Genomic DNA, 24898 nt, shown 5'->3' on the forward strand with positions numbered 1-24898 from the left:
AAACTCTTTATCCCAATGTTCTTTCACCGTTCTTCTCTCATTCTCAATTTTTTGAGTATCTTTGTATCAGAGAAGTAATCAAGATAACACCGTGAGCCTATGCTGGACTTAGATAAACGATCGATCACGTACTTGCCGGGAGTGGGGCCGAAGAAAGCGGAGATCCTGCAGAAAGAGGCAGGGATTTCTTCGTATGAGGATCTGCTTTTCTATTTCCCCTATAAATACATTGATCGCAGCCGTTTTTACAAGGTGGCGGAGATCAGTGGGAATATGCCTTATATCCAATTGAAAGGTAAGATCCTTTATTTTGACACGTTAGGGGAAGGACGCAGCAAGCGTTTGGTAGGCAAGTTCTCGGATGGGACAGGTACGATCGACCTGGTTTGGTTTAAAGGTTTGAGCTATGTGACGGATAAGTATCGTCTGAATACGGAATATATCGTTTTCGGAAGACCGGTGGAGTTTGGGCATACCCATAATATACCGCATCCGGATATTGACTCGATGGAGCAGGCCGATCAAGTGGCAAAAGGCTTGACCCCGTTCTACAATACCTCGGAGAAGATGAAAAAGTCGTTCCTGAATTCCCGGGCGATCCAGAACCTGCAGTATACGTTGTTAAGTTGGCTGAACTGGGAACTCCCGGAGACGCTTTCCTCTGACATACTGAGGCGCATCAACATGATATCTCTGACAGAGGCGATGCGGAATATCCATTTCCCGGAATCTGCCGCTAAGTTACGTGACGCCCGGTTACGTTTGAAGTTTGACGAGCTTTTCTTCATACAATTGAATCTATTACGTACCGTTAGTGTCCGGAAACTGAAGCTAAAAGGGATTGTTTTCCCTACGGTAGGGCATTACTTCAATACGTTCTACAAAGCGTATCTTCCTTTTGAGTTGACGAACGCCCAGAAGCGGGTGATCCGTGAGATCCGGATCGATATGGGTAGCGGACGGCAGATGAACCGCCTGTTGCAAGGTGATGTGGGAAGTGGCAAGACTATGGTAGGCCTATTGTCTATGCTATTGGCGATAGATAATCATTGCCAGGCTTGTCTGATGGCTCCTACCGAGATTTTGGCGACCCAGCATTACGCGACGATCATGGGACTCCTGAAAGATATGGACGTGAAGGTCGCTCTTTTGACCGGATCTACCAAGAAGAAGGAGCGTAATAAGGTATTACCTGCTATCGCCAGCGGTGAGATCCAGATCGTGATTGGGACGCATGCGTTGATCGAGGAGACGGTGGTTTTCTCTTCGTTGGGATTAGCGATTATCGATGAGCAACATCGTTTCGGTGTGGAGCAACGTTCACTCCTTTGGACGAAGAATGCGATCGTGCCGCATGTGTTGGTGATGACGGCCACCCCGATTCCTCGTACTTTGGCGATGACTTTGTATGGGGATCTGGATGTATCGGTGATTGATGAATTACCCCCCGGGCGTAAACCGATACAGACGCTTCATCGCTATGACAATAAAAAGGCGCAACTTTACGAGTTCCTTCGGAAAGAGATACGAAAGGGGCGTCAGGTTTATGTGGTATATCCCTTGATCGAAGGAAGTGAGAAACTGGATTATAAAGACCTAGAGGCCGGTTTCGAGACATTCAAGGAGGTCTTTCCGGAATATAAGGTGTGTATGGTACATGGCCGTATGAAAGCGGCGGATAAGGATGCCGAGATGCAGAAGTTTATTTCCGGAGAGGCGCAAATCTTGATGGCTACTACGGTTATAGAGGTTGGCGTGAACGTGCCGAACGCATCCGTCATGGTGATCGAGAGCGCCGAACGTTTCGGTCTCTCTCAGCTTCATCAGCTTCGTGGCCGGGTAGGACGTGGCGCGGAGCAATCCTATTGTATCTTGGTCTCATCCTATAAGCTAAGTAATGACACTCGTAAGCGATTGGAGATTATGGTGAACAGTACGAATGGCTTTGAGATCGCTGAGGCGGATCTCCGTCTTCGGGGGCATGGAGATCTGGAAGGTACCCGGCAAAGTGGCGAGGGGATCGATCTTAAAATAGCGGACTTGGCAGCCGATGGACAAATACTTCAGTATGCGCGGGATATCGCTCAAGGAGTTCTTGACGAAGATCCCGAATTATTGTCCGAACAGCACAGGATATTGAGCGAAAGGCTCAAGACACTGTTCACTAGGAAGATAAATTGGGGAATGATCAGCTAATATGTTGTGAAACATATTATCGTGTAAATTTTTGATATTTAGGTTGTTCATTCGCTCGTACCGCTTTTGTTCAAAGATATTGCAGAAATTTTTCGTTAACCAATTTTGTCGGTTTATTCAAATTTCCGAACTTTGACAGGTTGGCAATCAGGCAGAGATGTCGGGTATTGCCGGTTTATCCTGAATTATAAGAATGAAAGCTATCAAAAAATGAGTATAAAGACATTCCTATTCATTTGTTGTGCCGCTGTGATGGCATCGACTGCGAATGCGGAGAACCCGGTAAAACAGGGAACTCTCAATCATCCAACCCGTAAACTTATGGACAAGCGTGTGTCTGAGTTAATGGCTGACCGTGTTGGCTTTAAGAAAGATATGGCTTTGAAAGAGCTTGCGGAGATTAATGAGAGAGCGATGTTGGAGGCAAGAGAGAACTTGATGTTTCCTGCCGATGAATTGTATGGCGAGTGGACAAATGAATGGGTGAATCCTTTCCGGGGTAAGAAAGTTGATCTTCCGGATTCTTGCGTAATCGATTGTTCTACTTTTGTCTTGCCTATGGACTCTATGACAAGGGTCACCTCAAAGTATGGCCCTCGCCGTAGACGGATGCACAAGGGGATCGACCTGAAAGTGCAAATTGGTGATACGATCCGTGCGGCGTTTGACGGTAAGGTGCGTATCAAGAATTTCGAGCGTAGGGGATATGGCTATTATCTTGTGGTTCGTCATCCGAATGGGTTGGAGACTGTGTATGGTCATTTATCTAAATTTTTGGTAGGTGTGAACGATATCGTACGGGCGGGCGATCCGATCGCCTTAGGGGGAAATACAGGACGCTCTACAGGGGCTCATTTGCATTTTGAGACTCGTTTCCTTGGACAGGCTATTAACCCGGCTGATATTATTGACTTCGAGAACTCAATACCTCATCAGGATCAATATGTGTTTCGTAACATTAAGATCAATGGACGTAAGAGCAATATCTATACATCTTCCAATAGTCAGATGGTGTATCATCGTGTAAAATCCGGTGATACCTTAAGTAAAATCGCACGTATATACGGTACGACGGTGAATGAGCTTTGTCGTTTAAATGGATTGAAATCTACTTCTGTGTTGCGTATCGGCCAGTCTATTCGTTGTAGTGCCGGCGTGGAAACCGCTGCTAAAGCGACTCCAAAAGCACAGGCTCAAAAGAAATCTACCGCTTCCGGATCTTCTAAGAAAATCACGGTACAGGCAAGTTCTTCCGCTACTGCTTCCTTGGGAAAAAACACGAACATAGTGAATGATACGAAGGCTACTCCGGTTTATCATCGTATCAAATCCGGTGATACGCTTGGTGCCATCGCTAAGAGATACGGAACTTCCGTTAGTAAACTTTGCGAACTGAACGGTATCACAAAGACTACCGTGTTGCGTTTAGGACGCTCATTACGCTGTTCATAACGATATGTAAGATTTTCTTATATTCGCGGGTATAATCTAGGATAGTATGCCAAATACAAAGGAACAATTCGAGCAAGTGATCTCCCTGTGTCGGGAGTTGTTCGAGAAGAAGTTGAAAGATTACGGGCCGTCATGGAGGATCATGCGCCCCCAATCGGTTACTGACCAGATATTTATCAAGGCGAACCGTATCCGTAGCCTAGAGATCAAGGGAACGAGCATGGTAGACGAGGGAATCCGTCCGGAGTTTATCGCCATCGTTAATTATGGCGTGATCGGTTTGATCCAGTTGGCGTTGGGATTTGCGGATACGACCGATATCACGACAGAAAAAGCCTTGGATTTATACGATAAATACATCACGGAGACGAAGGAACTGATGTACGCCAAAAATCATGACTATGATGAGGCGTGGCGCAGCATGCGTATCAGCTCGTATACGGATCTTATCTTGATGAAGATTTATCGGACGAAGCAAATCGAGAGTCATGGTGGTAAGACACTCGTCTCCGAGGGAGTGGATGCTAACTACATGGATATGATCAATTATGCCCTCTTCGGCTTGATTAAGTTGGAGTTTGGCGAGGGGTGAGCGACATGAAATATAAGGAAACCGTAAAGAACGTGATTGCGGAAGTCTGCCGCCTGTTATTGGGAGTTGTCTTTATCTTCTCCGGGACGGTGAAGGCCGTTGATCCCATGGGAGGAGCCATTAAGATAGGTGACTATCTGACTTCCTTTGGGCTGGATAAGCTGCAACCGCTTACGGTATTGTTCTCCTTCAACCTGTCCGCTTTGGAATTCATGTTGGGTGTCTGTATGTTCGTAGGGGTGTACCGTCGGTACACGACCTTTTTGACCTTGCTGATGATGTCTTTCATGACACCGCTGACGCTGTATCTGGCGATCTTCGATCCCGTATCGGATTGCGGTTGCTTCGGGGATGCCTTGGTAATTAGTAATTGGCAGACCTTCTATAAGAATGTCGTACTTTTGGCCGCCGCTATTTACGTGTTCATCCATAATCAGCGGCTTTTACAAGGCTATACCTACCATGTCTATTGGTTCGTGGCTTTGTGGGCGTATGTCTTCGCTATCGGTTTCGCTTATCGGAATTATAACCATTTGCCGATATTGGATTTCCGCCCCTATAAGTTGGGCGCGAATATCCTTGCCTTGATGTCGATACCGGAAGGTGCGCCCGAGGATGAGTATGCGTATTCTTTCATTTACGAGAAGGAGGGTGTACAGAAAGAATTTTCTTTGGAGAACGCCCCGGCCGATGATAGCACGTGGACTTTCGTAGATTCAAAGACCGAGCTGATCCGGCAAGGATACGTTCCCCCCGTTAGCACGTTCCATATCTATAATGAGAATGACGCGGACGTGACCGACGAGCTGCTGAACGATCCGAAAGGTCTTTTCCTCCTGATCTCCCCCCGTCTGGAGAATGCGGATGATGAGCGTATCGACGAGATCAACAATGTATACGATTACGCTTTGGAGGATGGATTGAGCTTTTATTGCGTGACAGGTTCTTCCGCCGAGGCTATCGCCACGTGGAGTGATAATACCGGTGCCGAGTACCCATTCCTGATGGCCGATGATGTCCTTCTGAAAACGATCATTCGCTCCAATCCGGGATTGGTCTTGCTAAAGGAAGGTACGATTTTGATGAAGTGGCATTACAACGATATCCCGCGGGAAGAAGAGCTGAAAACGATCGTAAACGGCTATCTGGAAGGAAATACCGATTGGAAAGCGAAAGAAGATGCCCGGCTAATAACCAACCTATTAAGTTTTACCGTACCTTTGTCGCTGGTTTGGGGATATGATGCCTTGCGCAATCGCCGTCGCCGGAAAGGGAAGGAGCCTGAATAGAGATTTATTTGTATTACATATTTAAATTATTAAGTTATGAGAAAGAATATTGTTGCAGGAAACTGGAAAATGAACACTACTCTTGCTGAGGGTCTTGCTTTGGCTAAAGGTTTGGACGAGGCTTTGAAGGGTAAGACCCCGAATTGCGACGTGATCATCGGTACTCCGTTCACTCACTTGGCAAGTGTTGCCGCCGCTATCGATACAAACAAGATCGGTGTTGCCGCTGAGAACTGTGCTGACAAGGAAAAAGGTGCTTACACTGGTGAGGTTTCTGCCGCTATGGTAGCTTCCACTGGCGCTAAATATGTGATTTTGGGCCACTCTGAGCGACGTGCTTATTATCATGAGACTCCGGAGATCTTGAAGACGAAGGTTGGGTTGGCTTTGGCTAACGGTTTGACTCCGATCTTCTGCATCGGTGAGGTTTTGGAAGAGAGAGAAGCCGGCAAGCACTTCGAGGTAGTAGACGTTCAGATCGCTGGTTCTTTGTTCGACCTTTCCGCTGAGGATTTCGGTAAGATCATCTTGGCTTACGAGCCGGTATGGGCTATCGGTACAGGTAAGACTGCTTCCGCTGAGCAGGCTGAGGAGATCCACGCTCACATACGCGCTACTTTGGCCGCTAAATATGGCAATGAGGTAGCTGATAACTGCACGATCCTTTACGGTGGTAGCTGTAACGCCGGCAACGCGAAGGAATTGTTCGCTAAACCGAACGTAGACGGTGGTTTGATCGGTGGCGCTTCTTTGGCCGTTGACAAATTCATGCCGATTGTCGAGGCTTTTTAATTAATTCATAATAAGAAAAGGTATCTTTTCCTTAATGAATGGGAGAGATACCCTTTTAATAGTCTATTTATGAAAAGAATTCCTTGTATCTTATCGCTATTTGCCTTTGTGATGGCCGGTACTTCATCTTTATTCGCTCAGACGGAGTTGGAAGGTGAGCGTTCAACCATATTCGATGCGTTGCGGAGATCCGGTTTGGGAAAAGGCGAGGTCGTTATCAATCAATCCGTCGCTATCCGCGAGATGGTGGGAGAACGTATGCGCGGAGCGAACGTGGAGACGACGGATAGCCTTACCTTCTTGAAGGTACAAGGGTATCGTACGCAGGTATTTTCCGGTAATAACCAACGGGTCTCGAAAGATGAGGCTTTTCGCAAGGAGAAGGAGATCAAGGAGCTTTTTCCTGAGGTCCCGACCTATGTCACCTACAACGCCCCGTTTTGGAAGTTGCGGGTAGGAGATTTCCGTTCGCATGAGGAGGCCTATCATATGATGCGCCTGTTGATGGATGCTTTCCCGAAATACGGGAAGGAAATGTATATCGTACGAGAAGAGATAAAAATTCCCCTAAATTAAAAAGAATGTCAGAAGTAAACGAAGAGACGCTGCGTGCCCGGGAAGCTTTGGCCGGCCATTATAAGGAAGTGTTGGGTTTGCTGGGTGAGGACGTGGAGCGTGAGGGCCTGCTTAAAACGCCGGAACGTGTGGCGAAAGCCATGCAGTTTTTAACCAAGGGATACCATGAGGATCCGGAGGTGGTGCTCCGTTCTGCCATGTTTCAGGAGGAGGATTACAAACAGATGGTTATCGTGAAAGATATCGATTTCTTCTCCCTTTGTGAGCATCACATGTTGCCTTTCTTCGGCAAGGCCCACGTGGCTTATATTCCCAAGAAGTATATCACGGGCTTAAGCAAGATCCCTCGCGTAGTGGATATCTTCGCCCGCCGCCTTCAGATACAGGAGCGTATGACGATGCAGATCAAGGATTGTATCCAGAAGACCTTAGATCCGCTGGGCGTGATGGTCGTGATCGAGGCGCAGCATATGTGTATGCAGATGCGTGGTGTGGAGAAACAAAATTCCTTGACGACTACTTCTGATTTCACCGGTTTCTTTCAGCAAGCCAAGACACGCGAGGAGTTCATGAACTTGATTAAGCACAATCGCTGACAGCTTAATACAAGTTCGGCATGCGTACCGGTATCCGTTGGATCAACAGCAAGAAAAGGCTTTTTGCAGGTGTCCCGAATTTATCCGTATAATAGGGTTGTTCTATTATCGTTCTCATTTTATCAGATATAACTGATAAAAACGGGTGTCTACCGTATCGCCACCTTGCGTACCGTATCTCCAATGCGGATGATATAGTATCCCTTTGCGATATCTGCGACATATTCGGCGGTGGGCTGCTTGATTTCGATTTCCTTCACCTTAATGCCTACGACACTGTAGATTTCCAAGATACTCCCGACAGGGGCGTTTTCTACCTTGATGCGATTCTCGTAGGCCGTGATTTCGATAGGAGCGGGATCTTCTTGCCTAGAAGAAAATACCTTGGCTTCCGATTTATCAGCTTGTGCGTAAACCGGATAACTTGCGGAGAACGCAAGTGCCAAAGCGATGATATGTATAAGCTTCATTTACTAATCCCTAAATTCGCACAAATGTAGAAAGATTTCTGCATATTAGAAAGTAATTAGCTTTATTTCGTAAAAACGGATGTATGATTATACGCTAAGTCTCATACCTTCCTCTCCGAGGATCGTACCGGGAAATATCTTGTCTGCCTCTTTCTTTAGCGGAGCCAGATCCTCGTAACGAGCCGAGTAATGACCGATGACCAATCGCTTCACTTGGGCTTTATAGGCGATCTCGGCCGCTTGGTGGACGGTAGAGTGGAAGGTCTCCTTCGCACGTGCGGCGTCACATTCAGCGAAAGTCGCTTCGTGGTATAATAAATCCACTCCTTCAATAATGGGAATTATAGATGGGTGAAAAGCTGTATCCGAGCAATAAGCATACCGTTTGGGAGCAGCGGCAGGACGGGTTAAGCGGGCATTCGGGATTACTTTACCTTCCGAGGTGACAAAATCAGCGCCCCTTTTGATCTCTTGCATCATACGGACAGGAACCTGATAGAAATCCGTCATCTCCCGGATGATGTGCGCTTCTTTGGCTTTCTCGGCTAACAAATAGCCACAACAGGGTATCCGGTGCTTTAACGGAATGGAATAAACGCTCAAGGAGCGATCTTCCATAACTAACGAATGAGTTGCCGGGTCAATTAAGTTAAAACGGATCTCATAAGGCAACCCTTTGCAAAAGATATTAAGTATCGGACGCATATAGCTCTCGATTTCTTTCGGTCCATGAATAACCAATTCTCCGTTGCGTCCCAGCATGCCTAATGTAGAGATCAATCCCGGTAGACCGAAACAATGATCTCCGTGTAGGTGGGAGATGAAGATATGATTTAAACGGCTGAACTTCATGCGCATACGACGCATTTGAACTTGCGTGCCTTCTCCGCAGTCGATCATGTATAATTTATCTCGTAAATCTACGATTTGAGAGGTCGCCAGATGGCGAGTCGTGGGCAATGCGGAACCGCATCCCAATATGTTTATATCAAAATCAGCCATTTGTTGTCTACGGGAATAATTGAATGCAAAGATAATACAAAAGCATTTTTGTTCTGTGAAAAATAACAAAAAAGCAAGGTGTAATGTATGCAGGATGAGGTGGATTCCATATATTTGTTTGCTGTCCTTCTGGAAAGCGAATATACAGTTGGTAAATAGACTTAAGACATTTTTCTAAGCCTTAACTAACTTTTTCTTTTTGTTTAAAACGGTTAAATGTAGAAACGGCCAAGCGTGAGTTTCGCCGTTTCCTTTTTTTGTTGTTAACTTGAAGTCGGAATACAGATTTTCAGCGAGATTGAAGAAGGATAGTTTATGAATTGTGGAGTACATCTTATCGATTCTTTCTTGTACTCCACAATTCATGAATCTTAATATGCGTGTCCGTTACCCTGCATTTCCTTACTGTTGATCTTACGTAGATCAAGTGCTCTCCAGGCATAGAAAATATAGGCTAACACGAATGGAACGAGGATAGATACATAGCTCATTACTTTCAGCGTGAATGGGCTAGAACAGCTATTTTGGATCGTTAATGAACTTTGTAGATCTGCTAAAGATGGGTAATAAGCGGTATGATTCCATCCTGCGCAAAGTAATAAAGCTAATACGGTCAAGACAGTTCCTGCTCCCGTGAACCAGATGCCCTTTCTCCAAGTCTTCGATAATATCGTTTTCCCTATGCCGAATAGCACGCCAATCACGCCAATCAATAATATAGCTAACACGATCGGCATCTCGATCAGGTTCATAAAATACTTATACGGTTGCATAAATACTTCCCCGGTATCCGGATTTACGGCAAAACCGTCCACCAACAGCAGGCGGATCAAGAATGTCAAGAAAAAGACGAGGAACAAGATAGTTTCTGGTATCAATTGTTTCCGGCTTTTAGTGACAATCTCTGGGTCATCGATATTGTTTATGAAATAGAGTAGGGCCAAAGCTCGTGCCAAGAAGAAGACCGCCAGTCCCAGGCACAAATTCCAGAATACCAAAGCTGCCTCTAATCCATGCCAAGGATTGGCCCACGTGGAAATGACGGGCATGGCTACATCAGTCAACTGCTCTTTGTTAACAATGAATTCGGCGCCGTTAAAGAAGGTGGCTACAGCGGTTCCGAGTAAGATCGGACCTGCTATACCATTGATCAGAAGAAATATTTGGTACGTCTTCTTCCCGAGTAAGTTGCCTTTTTTCGCTTGATATTCGTAAGATACGGCTTGTATCACGAAGCAAAGCAAGATCAGCATCCATACCCAATAGGCTCCGCCGAAGCTTGTGGAATAAAATAGAGGGAAAGAGGCGAAGAAAGCACCTCCGAAAGTGACCAACGTAGTGAAAGTAAACTCCCACTTACGTCCGGTCGAGTTCAATAACATTTTTTGCTGTATCTCCGTCTTGCCGATAGTGAAGAGCAGGGATTGGCCTCCTTGTACAAAAAGAAGGAATACTAATAGCGCTCCCAGTAGAGATACCAGAAACCACCAGTAATGTTGTAACAATGTGTATGTACTATCCATAGGACTTCCTAATTAAGAATTGATAATTGAGTTTTGAAAATTAATGATCGGTTGTTTCCGGCCCTTTCTTGATGGCCTTAACCATAATGCCAATCTCCGCGATCAGCAGGATCGTGAATAAGATAAGGAACAGGTAGAAAGTGGCCTGTACCGAGGACGGGTTTAGCTTGGATACCGAAGCGCTGGTCGGCAAGATATCCTGTATAGCCCAAGGTTGACGTCCTACCTCCGCTACGATCCAACCGGCTTGCCCTGCTACATATCCTAAAGGTATAGACCATAGGCTCGCGTATTGCAACCAACGTGTATCAGCGATTTTCCCCTTTTTATCCCATATCAATGTGACAATGAATAGTAAGATGAAGAAACAGCCTAGGATCACCATCACACGGAAAGAATAGAATGTCAATCCTACATGCGGAATTAACTCTGCTGGATCCTTAATATAACCATATCCGAAATAGGGGAAGTTCTCTTCCAAGGTAGCCCTGTATTGCTGAGCGGCTGCGGTATCTTTATCTTTGACCGCTTTGCGATAATCGGCTAACGCTTTGATGGCGGCTTTACCCTTCTCTATTTTTTCTTTGGCGGATAGCGCTACCGTTCCCTTATTGGTCGTATAGCCTCCCTCGATCAGGTTTACGATACCCGGAACGTATGCGTCCATGTCACGTTCTGCCAAGAAGGAAAGGAGTTTGGGAAATTCGATGTCAAAAATAAATGCGTTCCGGTTATCCAGATAACTCGTCTTTTCCGGATTTAAGATACCGATGCCTACGAGTCCTACCCCGTTACCACCCTGATAAAGGCCTTCCATAGCGGCTAGCTTCATCGGTTGCTTTTGAGCGACTTGATAAGCGGAACCATCACCCGTCCAGAGGACAAGGATGGAGGCTGCCAGCCCGAATATAGCGCTGACTTTAATACTTGACAAAGCGAATGTGGTATTCCGATTCTTTAATAAATACCAGCAACTGATCCCTAATACGAATAGGGCGCCTACGATCCAACCGGACAATACCGTATGGAAAAACTTATTAATGGCGACAGGCGATAAAGCTACGGCCCAGAAATCGAACATCTCGTTACGGACCGTATCCGGATTAAAATGCATGCCGGCCGGATATTGCATCCATGCGTTAGCGATCAAGATCCAGAGAGCGGAAAGAGTCGCGCCGATAATCGTTAACCAAGTCGAGGCGAGGTGGAACCGTTTGCTAACCTTGTCCCAACCAAAAAACATGACAGCGATAAAAGTGGCTTCCATAAAGAAGGCGAGAATTCCCTCGATAGCCAAAGGCGCTCCGAAAATATCCCCGACAAACCAACTATAGTTAGACCAGTTGGTTCCGAATTCGAACTCAAGGATCAATCCCGTGGCGACACCGATAGCGAAATTGATACCGAATAATTTCATCCAAAATTGGGCGGTCTTTTTCCATGCCTCATTACCGGTCCGATAATAAATCGTCTCCATAATGGCTTGGATAACGCCAAGCCCTAGTGTCAGTGGCACGAAGAGCCAATGATACATGGCCGTAAGGGCAAACTGGGCCCTCGACCAATCGATCAATGAAGTGTCAATGTGTTCAATCATATTTATTAATGTTTTAAGGATTTATTGCCCGTTGTATGAGTTCGTTCGATACGTGGTTCCCCTTCTCGCTATCGCCATCAAATTGCCCGAGATAATTAGGAAGGAAGAATAATCTCAAGATGAAAAATAGGATAAACAATTTGACTAGAATTATTAGCCAAAGGGTCCTGCCCAGCTTCATCTCTCGGAATCCTTCCAAATAAAAGCGATATATTCGTACGAATGCAGATTCCTTTTTCATACAGTTGTTCTCATTTTAGGATGATAGTTGTTAACATGAATGTGTTTCCATGTCTCTACAAATATATCCAAATCGCGCTAATAAAATACCCTCAATTCTATAAATAATATTTATGAAAGTATAAATAGGATCTATCCTGTCTGTTAAAAAAAATTATTTTGAATAAGAAAGCGGTCTTTTGATCTTGTCAATAATACAGTATTGGCTATATTTGCGACAATTTGTTGTCTGTAAAGGTGTAAAGACGCGTGAAATATCGTTGTTAAGTGCTAATCTATAAAAAATTATTACTATGTCAAACATTACTAGAAGATCCTTTCTTCAAAGAGGTACAGCTGCCGCAGCAGCATTGACTATTGTCCCGAGCGCAGTCCTTGGTAAGAGCCACGGTCATACCGCTCCAACTGATAAATTGAATATTGCCGGTGTCGGTATCGGAGGTATGGGTAACGCTAACTTAAAGAACATGGAGACTACCGAGAATATTGTAGCTCTTTGTGATATCGATTGGAAGTACTCGAAAGCTGTGTTCGACCGTCATCCTCAAGCTAAAAAATATTGGGACTACCGTAAGATGTACGATGAGATGGGTAAATCTATCGACGCTGTATTGGTAGCTACCGCAGACCATACCCATGCGATGATCACGGCTGACGCTATGACTCTTGGCAAACACGTATACACGCAGAAACCGTTAACTCACTCTGTTTATGAGTCTCGTTTGCTTACTAACTTAGCTAAGAAATATGACGTCGCCACTCAAATGGGTAACCAAGGTTCTTCGGGCGAAGGCGTGAACTTGATCTGTGAGTGGATCGCTAACGGTGAGATTGGTGAGGTTACCAAAGTAGAGTGCGCCACGAACCGTCCTATCTGGCCGCAAGGTTTGAACGCTCCTGAGAAAGTGGATAAGATCCCTTCTACATTGAACTGGGATTTGTTTACAGGTCCTGCTAAACTGAGACCGTTCAACAAGACTTATCATCCTTGGAACTGGCGCGGATGGTGGGATTATGGTACAGGAGCGTTAGGTGATATGGCTTGCCACATCATGCATCCGGTATTTAAGGCTTTGCATTTGGGCTATCCGACAAAGGTTCAAGGTTCTTCCACATTGTTGTTACAAGACTGCGCTCCTAACGCGCAACATGTTAAATTGATCTTCCCGGCTCGTGATAATATGCCGAAGGTCGCTATGCCGGAGGTTGAGGTGCATTGGTATGACGGCGGTATAATGCCGGATCGTCCGGAAGGATTCCCTCAAGGTAAGGAGTTGATGGGTCCTGGTGGTGGATTGTGTATCTTCCACGGAACGAAAGATACATTGATTTGTGGTTGCTATGGCTTGAATCCATGGTTGTTGTCAGGGCGTGTGCCTAACGTAGCAAAGACAGAACGTCGTGTGAAAGACGTGAAGAAGGGCGATGCTCACGAGCAAGACTGGATCCGTGCTTGTAAGGAAAGCGCTGGTAGCCGTGTTCAGACGAAATCAAACTTCTTGGAGGCTGGTCCGTTCAATGAAATGGTTGTAATGGGTGTATTAGCTGTTCGCTTACAACGTTTGAACAAAGTGTTGGACTGGGATGGTCCTAACATGAGATTTACGAACATCGATCCTAGCGAAACGATCAAGATCATCAAGAAAGATACTTTCGAGGTTATTGATGGTGATCCGAAATTCAAGACGGAGTGGACGGATCCAATTAATGCGCAAGAATTTGCCGCAGGCTTGATCAAGCACAACTATCGTGACGGCTGGAAGCTGGTAGATATGCCGAGATAATATAGTTAACTCAATAAATGAAAATGAAAAAGTCAGTATTATTAGCAAGTGCTGCTATCATGATGTGCTATTTCACGTCTTGTGGCGGTGGAAAGAAAGCAGAGGAAGCTCCTGCAGCTGCTGAGGCTGCAACAGAAGCCGCGGCTCCTGAGTACAAACTCATGACTGATCTTCCTACTGTAGATATCACGACTTTCCCGAAAGACAAAGAGGGTAGATATGTGATTTTCGATGGTAAGACATTCAATGGCTGGAGAGGTTATGACCGTGCTGACGTTCCGGGAGCTTGGACAATCGAGGACGGAGCGATCAAAATCAATGGCTCCGGAGCCGGTGAGGCCGGTGCTTCCAATGGGGGCGATTTGATCTTCGCTCATAAATTGGGCAATTTCGAGCTTGAGTTCGAGTGGAAAGTAGGTAAAGGCTCCAACTCGGGTGTATTCATCATGATCCAAGAGGTAGAGGGACAACCTTCTTACATCTCTGCGCCTGAGTACCAAGTATTGGATAACGAGAACCACCCGGATGCCAGGTTAGGTAAGGACGGCAACCGTAAGTCTTCTTCTCTGTATGACATGATTCCCGCGAAACCGCAAAACGCGAAACCGTTCGGCGAGTGGAACAAGGGTAAGATCATGTGCTATAAGGGTACGGTTGTTCACTATTTGAATAGCGATGAACCTGTTGTTGAGTATCATTTGTGGACTTCGCAATGGAAAGAAATGTTGGATAACAGCAAGTTTAGCAAAGACAAATGGCCGTTGGCTTATGAGTTGTTGTTGAATTGCGGTGGCGCTAACAAGGAAGGTTTCATCGGATTCCAAGACCACGGGGATGATGTTTGGTTCCGTAACATTACTGTGAAAGTTCTGGATTAATCGTATCAAACACATTTTAGCATAAATAACGCCCGATGCCTAAATCTCTGATTTTAGCTTCGGGTGTTATGCTTTTAATAATCGACTTTTTCTAAACCAATTTTTTAGGACCAAGAAATGAAAATAGAACAAGGTTACACGAAAGCGCAGATGACTTGGCTGATGATGCTGCGCCTTTTTATAGGTTGGCACTTTATGTATGAAGGCCTGGTGAAAATCATGAACCCGAAATGGACATCTCTGCCCTATCTACTCGATTCGAAGGGTCCCGCGGCTTCATTTTTTATCGAATTAACTCAAGACAACAGTTTGGTGACGACCATCAACTTTTTGAATGAGTGGGCTCTGTTATTGATCGGCCTAGGCTTGACTTTAGGCTGTTTGTATCGTTTATCTTCTGTTGGAGGTATGATTCTTCTCGCTATGTACACGTTATCCCATCCATCTTTCGTGGGAGCGAACTATATGATGCCATTTGAGGGCTCTTATTTATGGATTGACAAGAACCTCGTGGAGTTCGCCGCTTTGGGTTTGATGTGCGTATTCCCTACATCCCAAATCATAGGATTCGATCGTGTGTTAGGACGTGTGTGTCCGATATTGCATAAACTTAAATTTATTTGATACCCATGGCAACAGAAGATGTAAAGAATACTCCTTCTCAGGAGCAAATGCCCGATAAAGGACGTCGGGACACATTGAAGACATTGGCTACAGTGCCTATCTTAGGTGCTTTGGCATATGGTGTTTACCAAAAAAGGAAAGACGCTTTGAGAGGTCGTAACATATCAGATGTATTTCAGGTAAGTAACAGGCAGGCCTCCTATTTAGAGCCTCAAGGCGATGGTAAAAAGATCCGTATCGGTTTGATCGGCTTCGGCATTCGTGGAAAGCAATTGATGCGTGCCGCCGGTTTTGCTGAGCCTTCTTGGATCGATAAGATGAAAGAGGCTAATAAGTTGAATAAGAAAGACACGCGTTATCAACAATATATGGAGCAAGATGATCTGAATGTTGAGATAACCGCGGTCTGTGATATATTTGATGTATATGGTGAAGCCGCGGTGTTGACCGGCTCCAATATTCATCGTGAGGGTAGCGACGGTAAGTTCGGGCCTGCTCCAAAACGTTACCGGACTTATCAAGAGCTGATAGCGGCTCCGGATGTAGATGCCGTTATTATCGCTGGCCCGGATCATTGGCATAGCACGATCGCTATGGCTGCGGCACGTGCCGGGAAGCATGTATATTGCGAGAAGCCGTTATCATGGACGGTTCCTGAAACATATATGGTTCGCCAAGTAATCAAAGAGACCGGTGTCGTATTCCAGTTAGGTCACCAAGGACGTCAGACCGACTGTTATCAGAAGGCCGAGGAGATTATCGGTAACGGATTGCTAGGCCCTGTTAACTTGATCGAGGTTTGTACGAACCGTAACTCTCCAAACGGAGCTTGGGTATATGATATTATCGATGGCTCTAATCCGAATACGATCGATTGGAAACAGTTTGAGGGTGATCCCGAGCGTATTAAGGAGTATATGGACTATATGACATCCAACAAGCTTGAAAGATATATCGGTCCGGACGAGCGTAGTAAGTTCAGCCTTGAACGTTTCTTCCGCTGGCGTTGCTGGTGGGATTATAGTACAGGTCTTTCCGGTGACTTGTTGACACATGAGTATGACGCTGTCAATCAGATCATGCATGTGGGTATACCTCATTCCGCTACTTCATCCGGTGGTGTTTATTTCTTCAAGGACGGGCGTACGGTACCCGATGTATTGCAGACTACTTTCGAGTGGCCGGATCGTGACTTGACGATGTTGTATAGCGCCACATTGGCAAGTAGCCGCAACCGTGGCAAAGTGTTCATGGGACATGATGCTTCTATGGAGGTCTCCAATATCTTGGCGATTACGGTCGACCAAAATTCCACTCGTTACGCGGATAAGATCAAGGAGGGCATTATTCCTACAGACACCCCGTTCTATACCTATGTACCGGGACAGAATAGCTCGGATACCGTTACATCTCCTACGGAGCTGTATTTCGCTAAGCGCGGTTTGCTGTATACCTACGTAAATGGCAAGCGTTATGATACGACTCACTTGCATATCCGTGAATGGCTGGAATGTATCCGTCAAGGCAAGACTCCTAGCTGTAATATCGACGCCGCTTTCCAAGAGGCTATGACTGCCCACATGGGTACACGCGCCTATCTGGAAGGACGTACGATGTATTGGGATAAGGATAAGGAAGAGATCGTAAGAGGTGAACTGGCGTAAGTATTTGGAAAGTCGATAAATAACTTTCCCGAGAAGCGAACTTCATAAATGGATGGAGTTCGCTTTTTTTAGTTGTGCATGTATAAAATTTCTTCTCTTTCTTTGTAACCGATTCGTGATTGGCCATGTCTTATTGATAAAGGCGAATAATTTACTAAATCTTTAAAGAATAGAAGCTATGAAGGAGTTGTGGATCCCTGCTTTAGCTATCGTTTGTACGATAGGTATGCCGGTGTTGTTAGGCATTATCGCTAGTTACATGACCATTAAAAGTAAGCATGAAGAAAAAATGGCAATGATCGAGAAAGGAATTGTGCTGGAAGAGGCTATGCGGCCCGAGAGAAGGCCTAATCGTTATAATACCCTGCGTAACGGCATTTTTATGATCGGTTTGTCATTGGGTATGATTGTCGGTATGATGGTCGACTCTGCTTTCACTTGCGATAGCGATTGGTTCTCTTTGTTAGTTCCGGCTATTACGATTATGTTCGGTGGAGTCGCTTTTATAATCTATTTCTTTCTTTCCCGTTCCTTAATGGAGAAGGAGAGATTGGAGGACAAGGAGAAGAAAATGCGTCCGGAAGAATAAACGATACCGGGGTGGACGAGCAAAAGTGGATAGAACGTATCTTGGCAGGGGACACGCAAAGTTTCTCCTGCCTTGTCGCGAAGTATGAGAAGATGGCTTATACCATCGCTTTTCGTATCTTGGGAAATCGCGAGGAGGCAGAGGAGGCCGTACAGGATGCGTTCGTGAAGATGTATCGTGCTCTTTCCAATTTCCATTTCGATAGTAAGTTCTCGACATGGTTTTATAGGATCGTGTATCGTACGGCGTTGACGGCTTCGAGACAACAGCGTATGTTTGTGAATTATGAGGAGGCAGGATCTATAGACGACCTTTCGAATGACGAAGTTGAATCGGCTACGGATTTATTGGAGCGTGAGGATCGAAAAGAGATGATCGCACGTACGTTGAGAAAGCTTCCGGCTGATGAGGCCTTGTTGCTTACTCTTCATTATTTGGAGGAATGCTCGGTGGAAGAGATCTGCCAGATCACGGAATTGAGCACTTCCAATGTGAAAGTAAAACTATTCCGCGGGCGGAAACGGTTTTATGAAGTGTTGCAAGATAAAATGAAATTAGATACCGCAGATTTGTTATGAATATGAATGAGAAAGATATTGACCATCTGACACGTAAGTTGATGCGAGGGACGGCGGAACAACCTTCGGCTTCATTAAACTCCCGTATTATGGCATTGATTATGCAAGAGAAGAAGCGGGTATATAAGTACTATATCAAGAAGCGGTTTACGCCTGTAGGCATTTTTAGCATGTTTGTCGCTTATATGCTTGTGTTAGTAGGCATCTTGTATTTGGTTAAGCTTTTCCCGGGCGGGGCGGAAACGGTTTTAGATTCGTTGCGAGCCTATTTTCCGATTGGATTAACGATTGCTTCCGGGGTCTCTTGTTTCTTCCTGTTCACACAACTCGATAACTGGTTGAGGAGAGAAGAGATACGCCGGCAAAACACCTCAAAATAAAAATATCCGGTTGTAGAGACGGGGTATGTCCCGCCTCTACAACTGATTAATTGGCCTTGACCTTTAGATTTCCGTAACGATTCCCTCCGAAGTGAATCGTCGGTTGCTTTCCACCGTTAATCTCATAGATGTAGCTCTTGTCACGATCCTCATCGTCAAAATGCTTGCGGGTGATATTGAAACCATTCACGTCGCAGCTTGAATACTTCATGTTCTCCGCTACTACCCGGAAAGAAGTTTTTGCGGGAAGCGCTACTTCCAGATTCCCATAATGGGATTCTACGTTCACTCTCGAGAAAGAGGGAGACAGGTTTCGTATCTTTAAATTGCTATAGCTAAGGCTACTTACATTCAAGGCATCCTTAAGGGTCCCGATCTTAGCGTCGCTGTACCTAATCTCCATGTCGAGCCTGCTTGCGCTCTCGATGGTAAAATTACCGTATTTAATCTCCATGTGTAAGGATTCTATATTCCGTATATCCAGATTGGAATACTTACTGTCTATCGTTAATTCTTTAGCGTCGCGGATCTTGGCAGTCCCTACGTAGCCCAGATCTAGTTGGGCATCTCGCAGATTCCCTACCTCAACGTTACTATATTTAGCCTCTATCATCGCGTTGGCGATGAAATTACCCGCGTTCAGGTTACCATATTTCACATGGATATCCATGTTGCCGTTATTATCGCTTGGCAAGTTGATGTTTCCGTATTTCTGGTTCAAGTCTGTGGCGAGCTTAGGTGGCATCTGGATATAATAATTGATCGTCATGGACTCATTATTCGAATTACGATTCATCTCCTTCTTTATCGTAGTGATCGCTGAGACAATACCTCCTATCTTGTTGGTCTCGATTTGGATACGGTCCAAGTTCTCTTGAGCGCGTTCCTCGCTGCGAGCCTTACATTCTACCTCAACCCGTATAGCCACCGTATTCTGATTCCAGTGGGTAACGGTGATGTTTCCATAACGATTTTCCACTTGGAGACGATCACCGGCGCCCACGCTGTAGGATTGGGATATCTCTTTTTTCTTGATCTTCTCTTGTGGCCTGGCTATTGCCGATAGACCGCATAGCAGCAATACGAAAGTCAGCAACATGGCGGGACTTAATTTTACATGTGTTGTGCTCATGATTGATAGGTATTAATTGTTATTACTATTTCTAGTTATCCGTGACCTGCCTCATTTGCTTTAGTATCAGCCTGAGGCCTCCCAAGCTATTGCTGTAATGCTGGGTCATGGCGAAGAGACCGTCGTCGGAACAAGGCAAGGTAGGGAGTATCGTTTCCTCGAACATATAATTATCCGTGAGGATCCGTTTGCTCTCTTGCAATAACTCTTCCGCTCCCGGTGTCCGGTCCTGTTTATACAACTTCTTCATCTGCGCCAATACCTCGTTCATTTGCATATCGTAATATAGGCGTAGTCCCTCAATCTCCTCTTGGGTCTCACAGGCTTGGGCCGTAGTCTTTTGCACGGGCTCCGGCATGTCGGTTCCACCCGGCAGGCGGAATAGGAGCAACAAGGCGATAGAGGCAGCTATGGCAAAGGCACAGCTGTATAAGGCCGCACGGTTCTTCCGTGGTTTCGGCAGCTTCTGCTCGAAACGTTCGAGGTGACCTTCGGGAAGCATCTCATCTTCCTCGAACGCGTCACGGTTCGCGTCTATGAAATTCTTTAGCTTATCCATGTTTAATGGGTCGCGATAATGTCTAACAATTTCCGCTTGGCACGTAGGTACTGGCTACGGACACTTGGCGGTTGGATTTTCAGGATAGAGGCGATCTCTTCCATGTCATATCCCTCAAAGAGGTAAAGCGAGAGGATTATGCGATAGCCTGCCGGCAACTTCGTGGCGGCTTCCTTTATCTGTGCCACGGAGTATTGGATCTCTTCCTCGTCCGGCCCTTCCTCGTCCGGTTCGGCTAGGTCGTCGGAAAGCTCCTCTTGGTCCGGCGCTTGGCGGCGTACATAATCGATGGCCGTATGGATGGCGATACGGTGCATCCATGCCTCAAAGCATTGCCCGTCATGATATTGATCCAAGCGTGTGAAGATCTTGAGGAATGAGTCCTGCATGGCTTCTTCCGCCTCGGATGAGTTGCCGACGATACGCAAGCAGGCTATATACAATCGCCGCGCGTATTGTTTGTACAACTTCAGTTGTGAGCTCCGGTCCTTCCGGCGACAACCCTCGATCAGATGTTCGGTCACTTTGTCCATTTGCTTATATAAACGAGCGTGATGCCTTGACCGCTGCATCCCGTAGCGTAAAAATACAAAAAAAAGAAAGGCATCATCCCGACGCCTCTCCTCCTGAACTAAATGATAAAAATAAAAGTTATGTGGGAAGGTTTACTTCAAGTCTGTTATATTGGAGATACCATCGTTCTTATAGTTTTGCGAAGTACTTTCCATTTTTGTCTTATCCGAATTGTATTTCAATTTATAAACTTGTTTCCCGTCGGGAGCCCAATAGCTTACGACAAGATCGACAGTCTCTCCCTTGGTATCCGGCAAGGAAGACAAGTTGAACGCCACACGCCCGGCTCCGACCGTATGCTTGGGATCATCGTAAGCATTATGTCTAAACTCCAGCGTATAAGGATCGTTCTCGGCATCCGGCTGGATCAGATTGATAAAATGGGTGGTCTTGCCTCCCCAAAGTGTCTCGAAATAGATATTCAGATATCCGTCACCGACCCACATATTATTCTCATAAATACTCACCGGATCCGTACCATAGATAGAATCATTAGCCGCGCCCTCGTTCTTGGCGATGGGTTTCGTCAGGATGTTATGGATCGCGTTCACCTTGACATAGTGGGAGAAACCTCCCAGATTACTTTGGGTGGAATCCGCCAATATCGTGAAGTTGACCAAGGCACGTTGGTCAGGCTTCGGCTGATAGTTCGGATAGTTGGTGGCAGCGGGCCATAGCTTATCACCATCGTCGAGCCGTAAGTAATACACATGATCACCTTCCGGTACTACGGTAGCGACCGCGATCCAGATATCGCCTAGAGAATACGAGTCATCGTCATCTAAGCAAGAGGGTAGGGCGAGGGATACGAAAGCGATCCCGATCACCAATAAAAAAGCTCTAAACGTCTTCATTCCTTTTGTTACTTTAAAATTTACGTTTCATCGTTCTGTGAGGAAAGATGTAAGTTAAGGCTGAAATGCTGCAAAAGACGTTGATAAAAGATGTTAACAGCCAAGGGATTCAACGATTAAACGTGCCGTACGCTTTGAGGCTCCGGGCATCCCTAGCGTATGGATAATCTCGTCGTATCCGTCTAGCATCCGTTTTCGATAGGCCGGATCTTGCAGGATGCGTCCTAGCTCGTCTTGTATTCGCGATTCGGAGAAGCGGGCTCCGAATAGCTCTTGTACGATCTCCCGACCGCCGATCAAGTTGACGAGGGATATGTATCTCGTATGGAAGAAATGTTTGAAGATAAAGCTGGCCAATGGTCCGGCTACGACGTAGTAGCAAACGACTTGCGGAACCCGGAACAGGGCGGCCTCCAAGGTCGCCGTGCCGGAGGTTACCAAGGCCGCGGCACTGTGTTGTAGCAGGGGATAGGTTTTACCGAACACGATCTTGGCGGGATAAGAGCCTATGTATTCTTGATAGTAGGCGGGATCGATGCCCGGCGCTCCGGCTATTACCGGCTGGTAGTCGGGATACGCGGAGGCTACTTTCAGCATGGTCGGTAGGTTGTCCTTGATCTCTTGTTGGCGGCTGCCGGATAGCACGGCGAGGATCGGCTTGTCGGCCAATCCCCCCTCTTTGATAAAGGTATCTCTTGAGACTGCTTGGCGCTCCTTGTAATAGGCGACGGAGTCTACGGAGGGGTTTCCTACGTAATCTACCGGATAGTTAAGCCTCCGGAAGAACTCGGTCTCAAACGGCAGGATGCAGAACATACGGTCTACATAACGCCGGAGGTCCTTGACTCGATATCGCTTCCAGGCCCATATCTTGGGGGAGATATAGTAATACACCGGGAGCCCCAACCGGGTCTTCACATATTTGGCGATCTTCAAGTTGAATCCCGGGTAGTCAATCAAGATGACGACATCCGGTTGGTAGCGGCGGATATCCTCTTGGCACGTCCTCATGTTATTTAAGATGGCGCGCAAGTTCATTACTACCGGGATAAAGCCCATGAACGCCATTTCCCGGTAATGTTTGACAAGGGTCCCCCCGACGGCTCTCATCAGATCGCCGCCCAGAAAGCGGAACTCGGCCTTCGGATCATTCTCTTTCAGGGCTGCCATCAAATTCGAGGCGTGCAGGTCTCCGGAGGCTTCTCCGGCTATCAGGTAATACTTCATGAATTGAAAATTTGGAGGCTCCAACCGTTTAGGGTGTTCATAAAGTCGTAGTCCGTGACGTCGATCTTGCAAGGGACCAAGGAGGCGTAACCGCTATCCAGCGCGAGCATATCATTGTCCGGATGGATCGGCTTGGCGCTCTCGAACGCTCCTGTCAACCAGAATACGGGTTCTCCGCAGGCATTCTCGGAACGCATGAATTCGCGTACCCAACGGCCGTCCGCCTGGCGACAAACTTTCAACCCTTTCACTTGCGGCAGCTTCGGCACGTTGAGGTTTAAGTAGGTGCCGTGCGGTAAGCCCTCTTTTAATACCCGGCGTGCCAGCATACGCCCCAGACGGCAGCATTCGGAGAAGTCGGCATCGGCCGCATGATCCAGTAAGGACACCCCTATGGAGGGAATGTTGAAAATACAACCCTCGGCAGCGGCACCCATCGTCCCGGAATAATTTACGCAGATAGCCATATTCCCTCCGTGGTTGATGCCGGAGACTAGCAGATCGGGCTTGCGCTCCAAAACCTCATTAATCGCTAATTTAACACAATCTACCGGTGTCCCGGTGCAACTGTAGATAGTAAGTCCTTCCTCCTTTTTCAGCAAGGCGTACTTGATAGGAACCAAGGATGTAATGGCGCTACCCATCCCGGAACGAGGCCCGTCGGGAGCGAATACCACTAAATCACCTAAATCTTTCAAGCACTCAATCAATTCGTTAATACCTTTGGCCCATACGCCATCATCGTTCGTGATCAGAATCAACGGTCTCTCGTTTGTCATATTGTTTTATCCTTATCGTTGTCGCACAAATTTAGATATAAATCTCGATTTATAGGCCGGTGGGGTAAGAAAACGTCAAGACCATCCCTCTCTTTAGGGTGTGAGGGCTCTCGGTGAGCGAACCTTACATGAAATGTCTGACGAGTTCTACGTCTCAAAACCGATCAGTCTGTTCGGATAATTTGCGGTTTTCCTTTCTTTATGATTCTTTTTATGGGTAAATCGTGACAACGACATGCCCAAGATCGGCCAAACCGGAAGCCAAGAGGAGCCACGAAACGCGCTTTTAGGTGGAAATATCCCCACTTTCAGGCGCGAAAGGTGGCAAAAGCCTGCACATTTAGTCGCGTTGAGCAACTTCCAACGCTGCCGTTGGGCATTGTAAACCATCATGGATAGGGTTGTCAACAGCCGTGAATGGGCATTGTAACCTCGTTAGAGCCCAGTCGTAACCCAATGGAATCGCCCAAAGGAGTCAATGGACACGCTTTCGGATGAATGATTTTCGCTAGAATGAAAGAGTGTTTTTTCGTATATAGCTAAAGATGAATTGATTAAATATATTTTAACGTGAAATTGAAGAGTCCCTGTCCCTTGGCCCGGAATAATCGATTCTCCGGGACTTCCGTTTACAAAATGTCAAAATGTCAAATCCACGCACATTATTTAATGTACGTGCGTACATTATAATATCGGGTAAAACGGCGAGCTTAAACGATCGTTTTAATCTTGCGTTTTCGAAAGGGGAAAGGGTGGGTTTGTCAGAGGAAGCGGCGGGTTTGTCAGCGATAGGCTATTCTATTGATAAGAAAGCGGATAAGGGATAAAAAAAATAGCCCGGAAGGGTTGCAGGTATCGAAGAAACGCGTACCTTTGCAAATGACGGATTAAAACGATCGTTTAGATTGGCCGTTTTGTATACGGCCTCTGACGGATCGATGATTGTAAGTGA

At 46.2% G+C, this 24898-nt stretch carries 25 protein-coding genes; 14 read left to right on the forward strand and 11 right to left on the reverse strand.

Annotated elements, in window-relative coordinates; genetic code table 11:
- The first annotated feature begins 99 nt into the window (after nucleotides 1-99).
- The 7 genes from recG (at nucleotide 100) to folE (ending at nucleotide 7493) form a co-directional block, all read left to right on the forward strand.
- Nucleotides 100-2196 (forward strand): ATP-dependent DNA helicase RecG, encoded by a 2097-nt coding sequence (gene recG, locus G7Y39_RS01815; RefSeq protein WP_165154523.1) that lies wholly within the window; start codon nucleotides 100-102, stop codon nucleotides 2194-2196.
- 210 nt (nucleotides 2197-2406) lie between these two features.
- The gene (locus G7Y39_RS01820; protein ID WP_165154525.1) at nucleotides 2407-3648 is read left to right on the forward strand and encodes a M23 family metallopeptidase; all 1242 of its coding nucleotides are present in this window, start codon (nucleotides 2407-2409) and stop codon (nucleotides 3646-3648) included.
- 46 nt (nucleotides 3649-3694) lie between these two features.
- Nucleotides 3695-4240, forward strand: coding sequence for a DUF1599 domain-containing protein (locus G7Y39_RS01825; protein WP_165154527.1), 546 nt, complete (start codon nucleotides 3695-3697; stop codon nucleotides 4238-4240).
- Between the two features lie 5 nt (nucleotides 4241-4245).
- On the forward strand, nucleotides 4246-5529 hold the full coding sequence (locus tag G7Y39_RS01830) for a BT_3928 family protein (protein ID WP_165154528.1): 1284 nt from the start codon (nucleotides 4246-4248) through the stop codon (nucleotides 5527-5529).
- Nucleotides 5530-5565: 36 nt separating this feature from the next.
- Nucleotides 5566-6321, forward strand: a complete 756-nt coding sequence (gene tpiA / locus G7Y39_RS01835; RefSeq protein WP_165154530.1) for a triose-phosphate isomerase — start codon at nucleotides 5566-5568, stop codon at nucleotides 6319-6321.
- A 69-nt stretch (nucleotides 6322-6390) separates the two neighbouring features.
- Entirely contained in the window at nucleotides 6391-6897 is a 507-nt protein-coding gene (locus G7Y39_RS01840; RefSeq protein WP_165154532.1) for an SPOR domain-containing protein, read from the forward strand.
- 5 nt (nucleotides 6898-6902) lie between these two features.
- Nucleotides 6903-7493 carry a GTP cyclohydrolase I FolE gene (folE, locus tag G7Y39_RS01845; protein ID WP_165154534.1) on the forward strand — a complete coding sequence of 197 codons (591 nt, stop codon included), beginning with the start codon at nucleotides 6903-6905 and terminating at the stop codon, nucleotides 7491-7493.
- A gap of 149 nt (nucleotides 7494-7642) precedes the next feature.
- Here folE and G7Y39_RS01850 read toward each other — a convergent pair whose 3' ends face one another.
- The 5 genes from G7Y39_RS01850 to G7Y39_RS01870 all read right to left on the reverse strand — a co-directional run bounded on the left by G7Y39_RS01850 (nucleotide 7643) and on the right by G7Y39_RS01870 (nucleotide 12326).
- A complete protein-coding gene (locus G7Y39_RS01850) occupies nucleotides 7643-7963 on the reverse strand; it encodes a hypothetical protein (protein ID WP_165154536.1) in 321 nt (106 codons plus the stop codon).
- Between the two features lie 87 nt (nucleotides 7964-8050).
- Entirely contained in the window at nucleotides 8051-8965 is a 915-nt protein-coding gene (locus tag G7Y39_RS01855; RefSeq protein ID WP_165154538.1) for a ribonuclease Z, read from the reverse strand.
- Between the two features lie 371 nt (nucleotides 8966-9336).
- Entirely contained in the window at nucleotides 9337-10488 is a 1152-nt protein-coding gene (locus tag G7Y39_RS01860; RefSeq protein ID WP_165154540.1) for a cytochrome d ubiquinol oxidase subunit II, read from the reverse strand.
- 40 nt (nucleotides 10489-10528) lie between these two features.
- On the reverse strand, nucleotides 10529-12085 hold the full coding sequence (locus G7Y39_RS01865) for a cytochrome ubiquinol oxidase subunit I (RefSeq protein ID WP_165154542.1): 1557 nt from the start codon (nucleotides 12083-12085) through the stop codon (nucleotides 10529-10531).
- 13 nt (nucleotides 12086-12098) lie between these two features.
- The gene (locus G7Y39_RS01870) at nucleotides 12099-12326 is read right to left on the reverse strand and encodes a DUF4492 domain-containing protein (RefSeq protein ID WP_165154544.1); all 228 of its coding nucleotides are present in this window, start codon (nucleotides 12324-12326) and stop codon (nucleotides 12099-12101) included.
- A 292-nt stretch (nucleotides 12327-12618) separates the two neighbouring features.
- On the opposite strand from G7Y39_RS01870, the gene G7Y39_RS01875 reads away from it, so the two are divergent.
- The 7 genes from G7Y39_RS01875 to G7Y39_RS01905 all read left to right on the forward strand — a co-directional run bounded on the left by G7Y39_RS01875 (nucleotide 12619) and on the right by G7Y39_RS01905 (nucleotide 18822).
- Complete coding sequence (locus tag G7Y39_RS01875; protein ID WP_165154546.1) at nucleotides 12619-14109, forward strand: Gfo/Idh/MocA family protein; 1491 nt, start codon at nucleotides 12619-12621, stop codon at nucleotides 14107-14109.
- Nucleotides 14110-14132: 23 nt separating this feature from the next.
- Nucleotides 14133-14987, forward strand: a complete 855-nt coding sequence (locus G7Y39_RS01880; protein ID WP_165154548.1) for a DUF1080 domain-containing protein — start codon at nucleotides 14133-14135, stop codon at nucleotides 14985-14987.
- Nucleotides 14988-15104: 117 nt separating this feature from the next.
- Complete coding sequence (locus G7Y39_RS01885) at nucleotides 15105-15611, forward strand: DoxX family membrane protein (protein ID WP_165154550.1); 507 nt, start codon at nucleotides 15105-15107, stop codon at nucleotides 15609-15611.
- A 5-nt stretch (nucleotides 15612-15616) separates the two neighbouring features.
- On the forward strand, nucleotides 15617-17275 hold the full coding sequence (locus G7Y39_RS01890; RefSeq protein ID WP_165154552.1) for a Gfo/Idh/MocA family protein: 1659 nt from the start codon (nucleotides 15617-15619) through the stop codon (nucleotides 17273-17275).
- A gap of 178 nt (nucleotides 17276-17453) precedes the next feature.
- Nucleotides 17454-17864: a DUF6249 domain-containing protein gene (locus G7Y39_RS01895; protein WP_165154554.1), complete on the forward strand. Its 411-nt coding sequence runs from the start codon at nucleotides 17454-17456 to the stop codon at nucleotides 17862-17864.
- Nucleotides 17865-17875: 11 nt separating this feature from the next.
- The gene (locus G7Y39_RS01900) at nucleotides 17876-18442 is read left to right on the forward strand and encodes an RNA polymerase sigma factor (protein ID WP_165154556.1); all 567 of its coding nucleotides are present in this window, start codon (nucleotides 17876-17878) and stop codon (nucleotides 18440-18442) included.
- A gap of 2 nt (nucleotides 18443-18444) precedes the next feature.
- Nucleotides 18445-18822: a hypothetical protein gene (locus G7Y39_RS01905; RefSeq protein ID WP_241159942.1), complete on the forward strand. Its 378-nt coding sequence runs from the start codon at nucleotides 18445-18447 to the stop codon at nucleotides 18820-18822.
- A 46-nt stretch (nucleotides 18823-18868) separates the two neighbouring features.
- Here the strand turns inward: G7Y39_RS01905 and G7Y39_RS01910 are convergent, their stop codons facing one another.
- The 6 genes from G7Y39_RS01910 to surE all read right to left on the reverse strand — a co-directional run bounded on the left by G7Y39_RS01910 (nucleotide 18869) and on the right by surE (nucleotide 23946).
- Complete coding sequence (locus G7Y39_RS01910; RefSeq protein WP_165154560.1) at nucleotides 18869-19954, reverse strand: hypothetical protein; 1086 nt, start codon at nucleotides 19952-19954, stop codon at nucleotides 18869-18871.
- 31 nt (nucleotides 19955-19985) lie between these two features.
- Nucleotides 19986-20513, reverse strand: coding sequence for a hypothetical protein (locus G7Y39_RS01915; protein WP_165154562.1), 528 nt, complete (start codon nucleotides 20511-20513; stop codon nucleotides 19986-19988).
- Between the two features lie 2 nt (nucleotides 20514-20515).
- Complete coding sequence (locus G7Y39_RS01920) at nucleotides 20516-21046, reverse strand: RNA polymerase sigma factor (RefSeq protein ID WP_165154564.1); 531 nt, start codon at nucleotides 21044-21046, stop codon at nucleotides 20516-20518.
- A 132-nt stretch (nucleotides 21047-21178) separates the two neighbouring features.
- Nucleotides 21179-21940 carry a NigD-like protein gene (locus G7Y39_RS01925; RefSeq protein ID WP_165154566.1) on the reverse strand — a complete coding sequence of 254 codons (762 nt, stop codon included), beginning with the start codon at nucleotides 21938-21940 and terminating at the stop codon, nucleotides 21179-21181.
- A 93-nt stretch (nucleotides 21941-22033) separates the two neighbouring features.
- Nucleotides 22034-23167 carry a lipid-A-disaccharide synthase gene (gene lpxB / locus G7Y39_RS01930; protein ID WP_165154568.1) on the reverse strand — a complete coding sequence of 378 codons (1134 nt, stop codon included), beginning with the start codon at nucleotides 23165-23167 and terminating at the stop codon, nucleotides 22034-22036.
- Entirely contained in the window at nucleotides 23164-23946 is a 783-nt protein-coding gene (gene surE, locus G7Y39_RS01935; protein ID WP_165154570.1) for a 5'/3'-nucleotidase SurE, read from the reverse strand. Before surE ends, lpxB begins: the two co-directional genes overlap by 4 nt.
- Nucleotides 23947-24898: the final 952 nt, after the last annotated feature.

This window comes from Parabacteroides sp. ZJ-118 (genome assembly GCF_011038785.1).
Taxonomy (GTDB): Bacteria; Bacteroidota; Bacteroidia; order Bacteroidales; family Tannerellaceae; genus Parabacteroides.

Bases quoted from the DNA above. Each gene is read 5' to 3' on its own strand.
- recG (WP_165154523.1), top strand. From the start codon at position 100: ATGCTGGACTTAGATAAACGATCGATCACGTACTTGCCGGGAGTGGGG.
- G7Y39_RS01820 (WP_165154525.1), top strand. From the start codon at position 2,407: ATGAGTATAAAGACATTCCTATTCATTTGTTGTGCCGCTGTGATGGCA.
- G7Y39_RS01825 (WP_165154527.1), top strand. From the start codon at position 3,695: ATGCCAAATACAAAGGAACAATTCGAGCAAGTGATCTCCCTGTGTCGG.
- G7Y39_RS01830 (WP_165154528.1), top strand. From the start codon at position 4,246: ATGAAATATAAGGAAACCGTAAAGAACGTGATTGCGGAAGTCTGCCGC.
- tpiA (WP_165154530.1), top strand. From the start codon at position 5,566: ATGAGAAAGAATATTGTTGCAGGAAACTGGAAAATGAACACTACTCTT.
- G7Y39_RS01840 (WP_165154532.1), top strand. From the start codon at position 6,391: ATGAAAAGAATTCCTTGTATCTTATCGCTATTTGCCTTTGTGATGGCC.
- folE (WP_165154534.1), top strand. From the start codon at position 6,903: ATGTCAGAAGTAAACGAAGAGACGCTGCGTGCCCGGGAAGCTTTGGCC.
- G7Y39_RS01850 (WP_165154536.1), bottom strand. From the start codon at position 7,963: ATGAAGCTTATACATATCATCGCTTTGGCACTTGCGTTCTCCGCAAGT.
- G7Y39_RS01855 (WP_165154538.1), bottom strand. From the start codon at position 8,965: ATGGCTGATTTTGATATAAACATATTGGGATGCGGTTCCGCATTGCCC.
- G7Y39_RS01860 (WP_165154540.1), bottom strand. From the start codon at position 10,488: ATGGATAGTACATACACATTGTTACAACATTACTGGTGGTTTCTGGTA.
- G7Y39_RS01865 (WP_165154542.1), bottom strand. From the start codon at position 12,085: ATGATTGAACACATTGACACTTCATTGATCGATTGGTCGAGGGCCCAG.
- G7Y39_RS01870 (WP_165154544.1), bottom strand. From the start codon at position 12,326: ATGAAAAAGGAATCTGCATTCGTACGAATATATCGCTTTTATTTGGAA.
- G7Y39_RS01875 (WP_165154546.1), top strand. From the start codon at position 12,619: ATGTCAAACATTACTAGAAGATCCTTTCTTCAAAGAGGTACAGCTGCC.
- G7Y39_RS01880 (WP_165154548.1), top strand. From the start codon at position 14,133: ATGAAAAAGTCAGTATTATTAGCAAGTGCTGCTATCATGATGTGCTAT.
- G7Y39_RS01885 (WP_165154550.1), top strand. From the start codon at position 15,105: ATGAAAATAGAACAAGGTTACACGAAAGCGCAGATGACTTGGCTGATG.
- G7Y39_RS01890 (WP_165154552.1), top strand. From the start codon at position 15,617: ATGGCAACAGAAGATGTAAAGAATACTCCTTCTCAGGAGCAAATGCCC.
- G7Y39_RS01895 (WP_165154554.1), top strand. From the start codon at position 17,454: ATGAAGGAGTTGTGGATCCCTGCTTTAGCTATCGTTTGTACGATAGGT.
- G7Y39_RS01905 (WP_241159942.1), top strand. From the start codon at position 18,445: ATGAATGAGAAAGATATTGACCATCTGACACGTAAGTTGATGCGAGGG.
- G7Y39_RS01910 (WP_165154560.1), bottom strand. From the start codon at position 19,954: ATGAGCACAACACATGTAAAATTAAGTCCCGCCATGTTGCTGACTTTC.
- G7Y39_RS01915 (WP_165154562.1), bottom strand. From the start codon at position 20,513: ATGGATAAGCTAAAGAATTTCATAGACGCGAACCGTGACGCGTTCGAG.
- G7Y39_RS01920 (WP_165154564.1), bottom strand. From the start codon at position 21,046: ATGGACAAAGTGACCGAACATCTGATCGAGGGTTGTCGCCGGAAGGAC.
- G7Y39_RS01925 (WP_165154566.1), bottom strand. From the start codon at position 21,940: ATGAAGACGTTTAGAGCTTTTTTATTGGTGATCGGGATCGCTTTCGTA.
- lpxB (WP_165154568.1), bottom strand. From the start codon at position 23,167: ATGAAGTATTACCTGATAGCCGGAGAAGCCTCCGGAGACCTGCACGCC.
- surE (WP_165154570.1), bottom strand. From the start codon at position 23,946: ATGACAAACGAGAGACCGTTGATTCTGATCACGAACGATGATGGCGTA.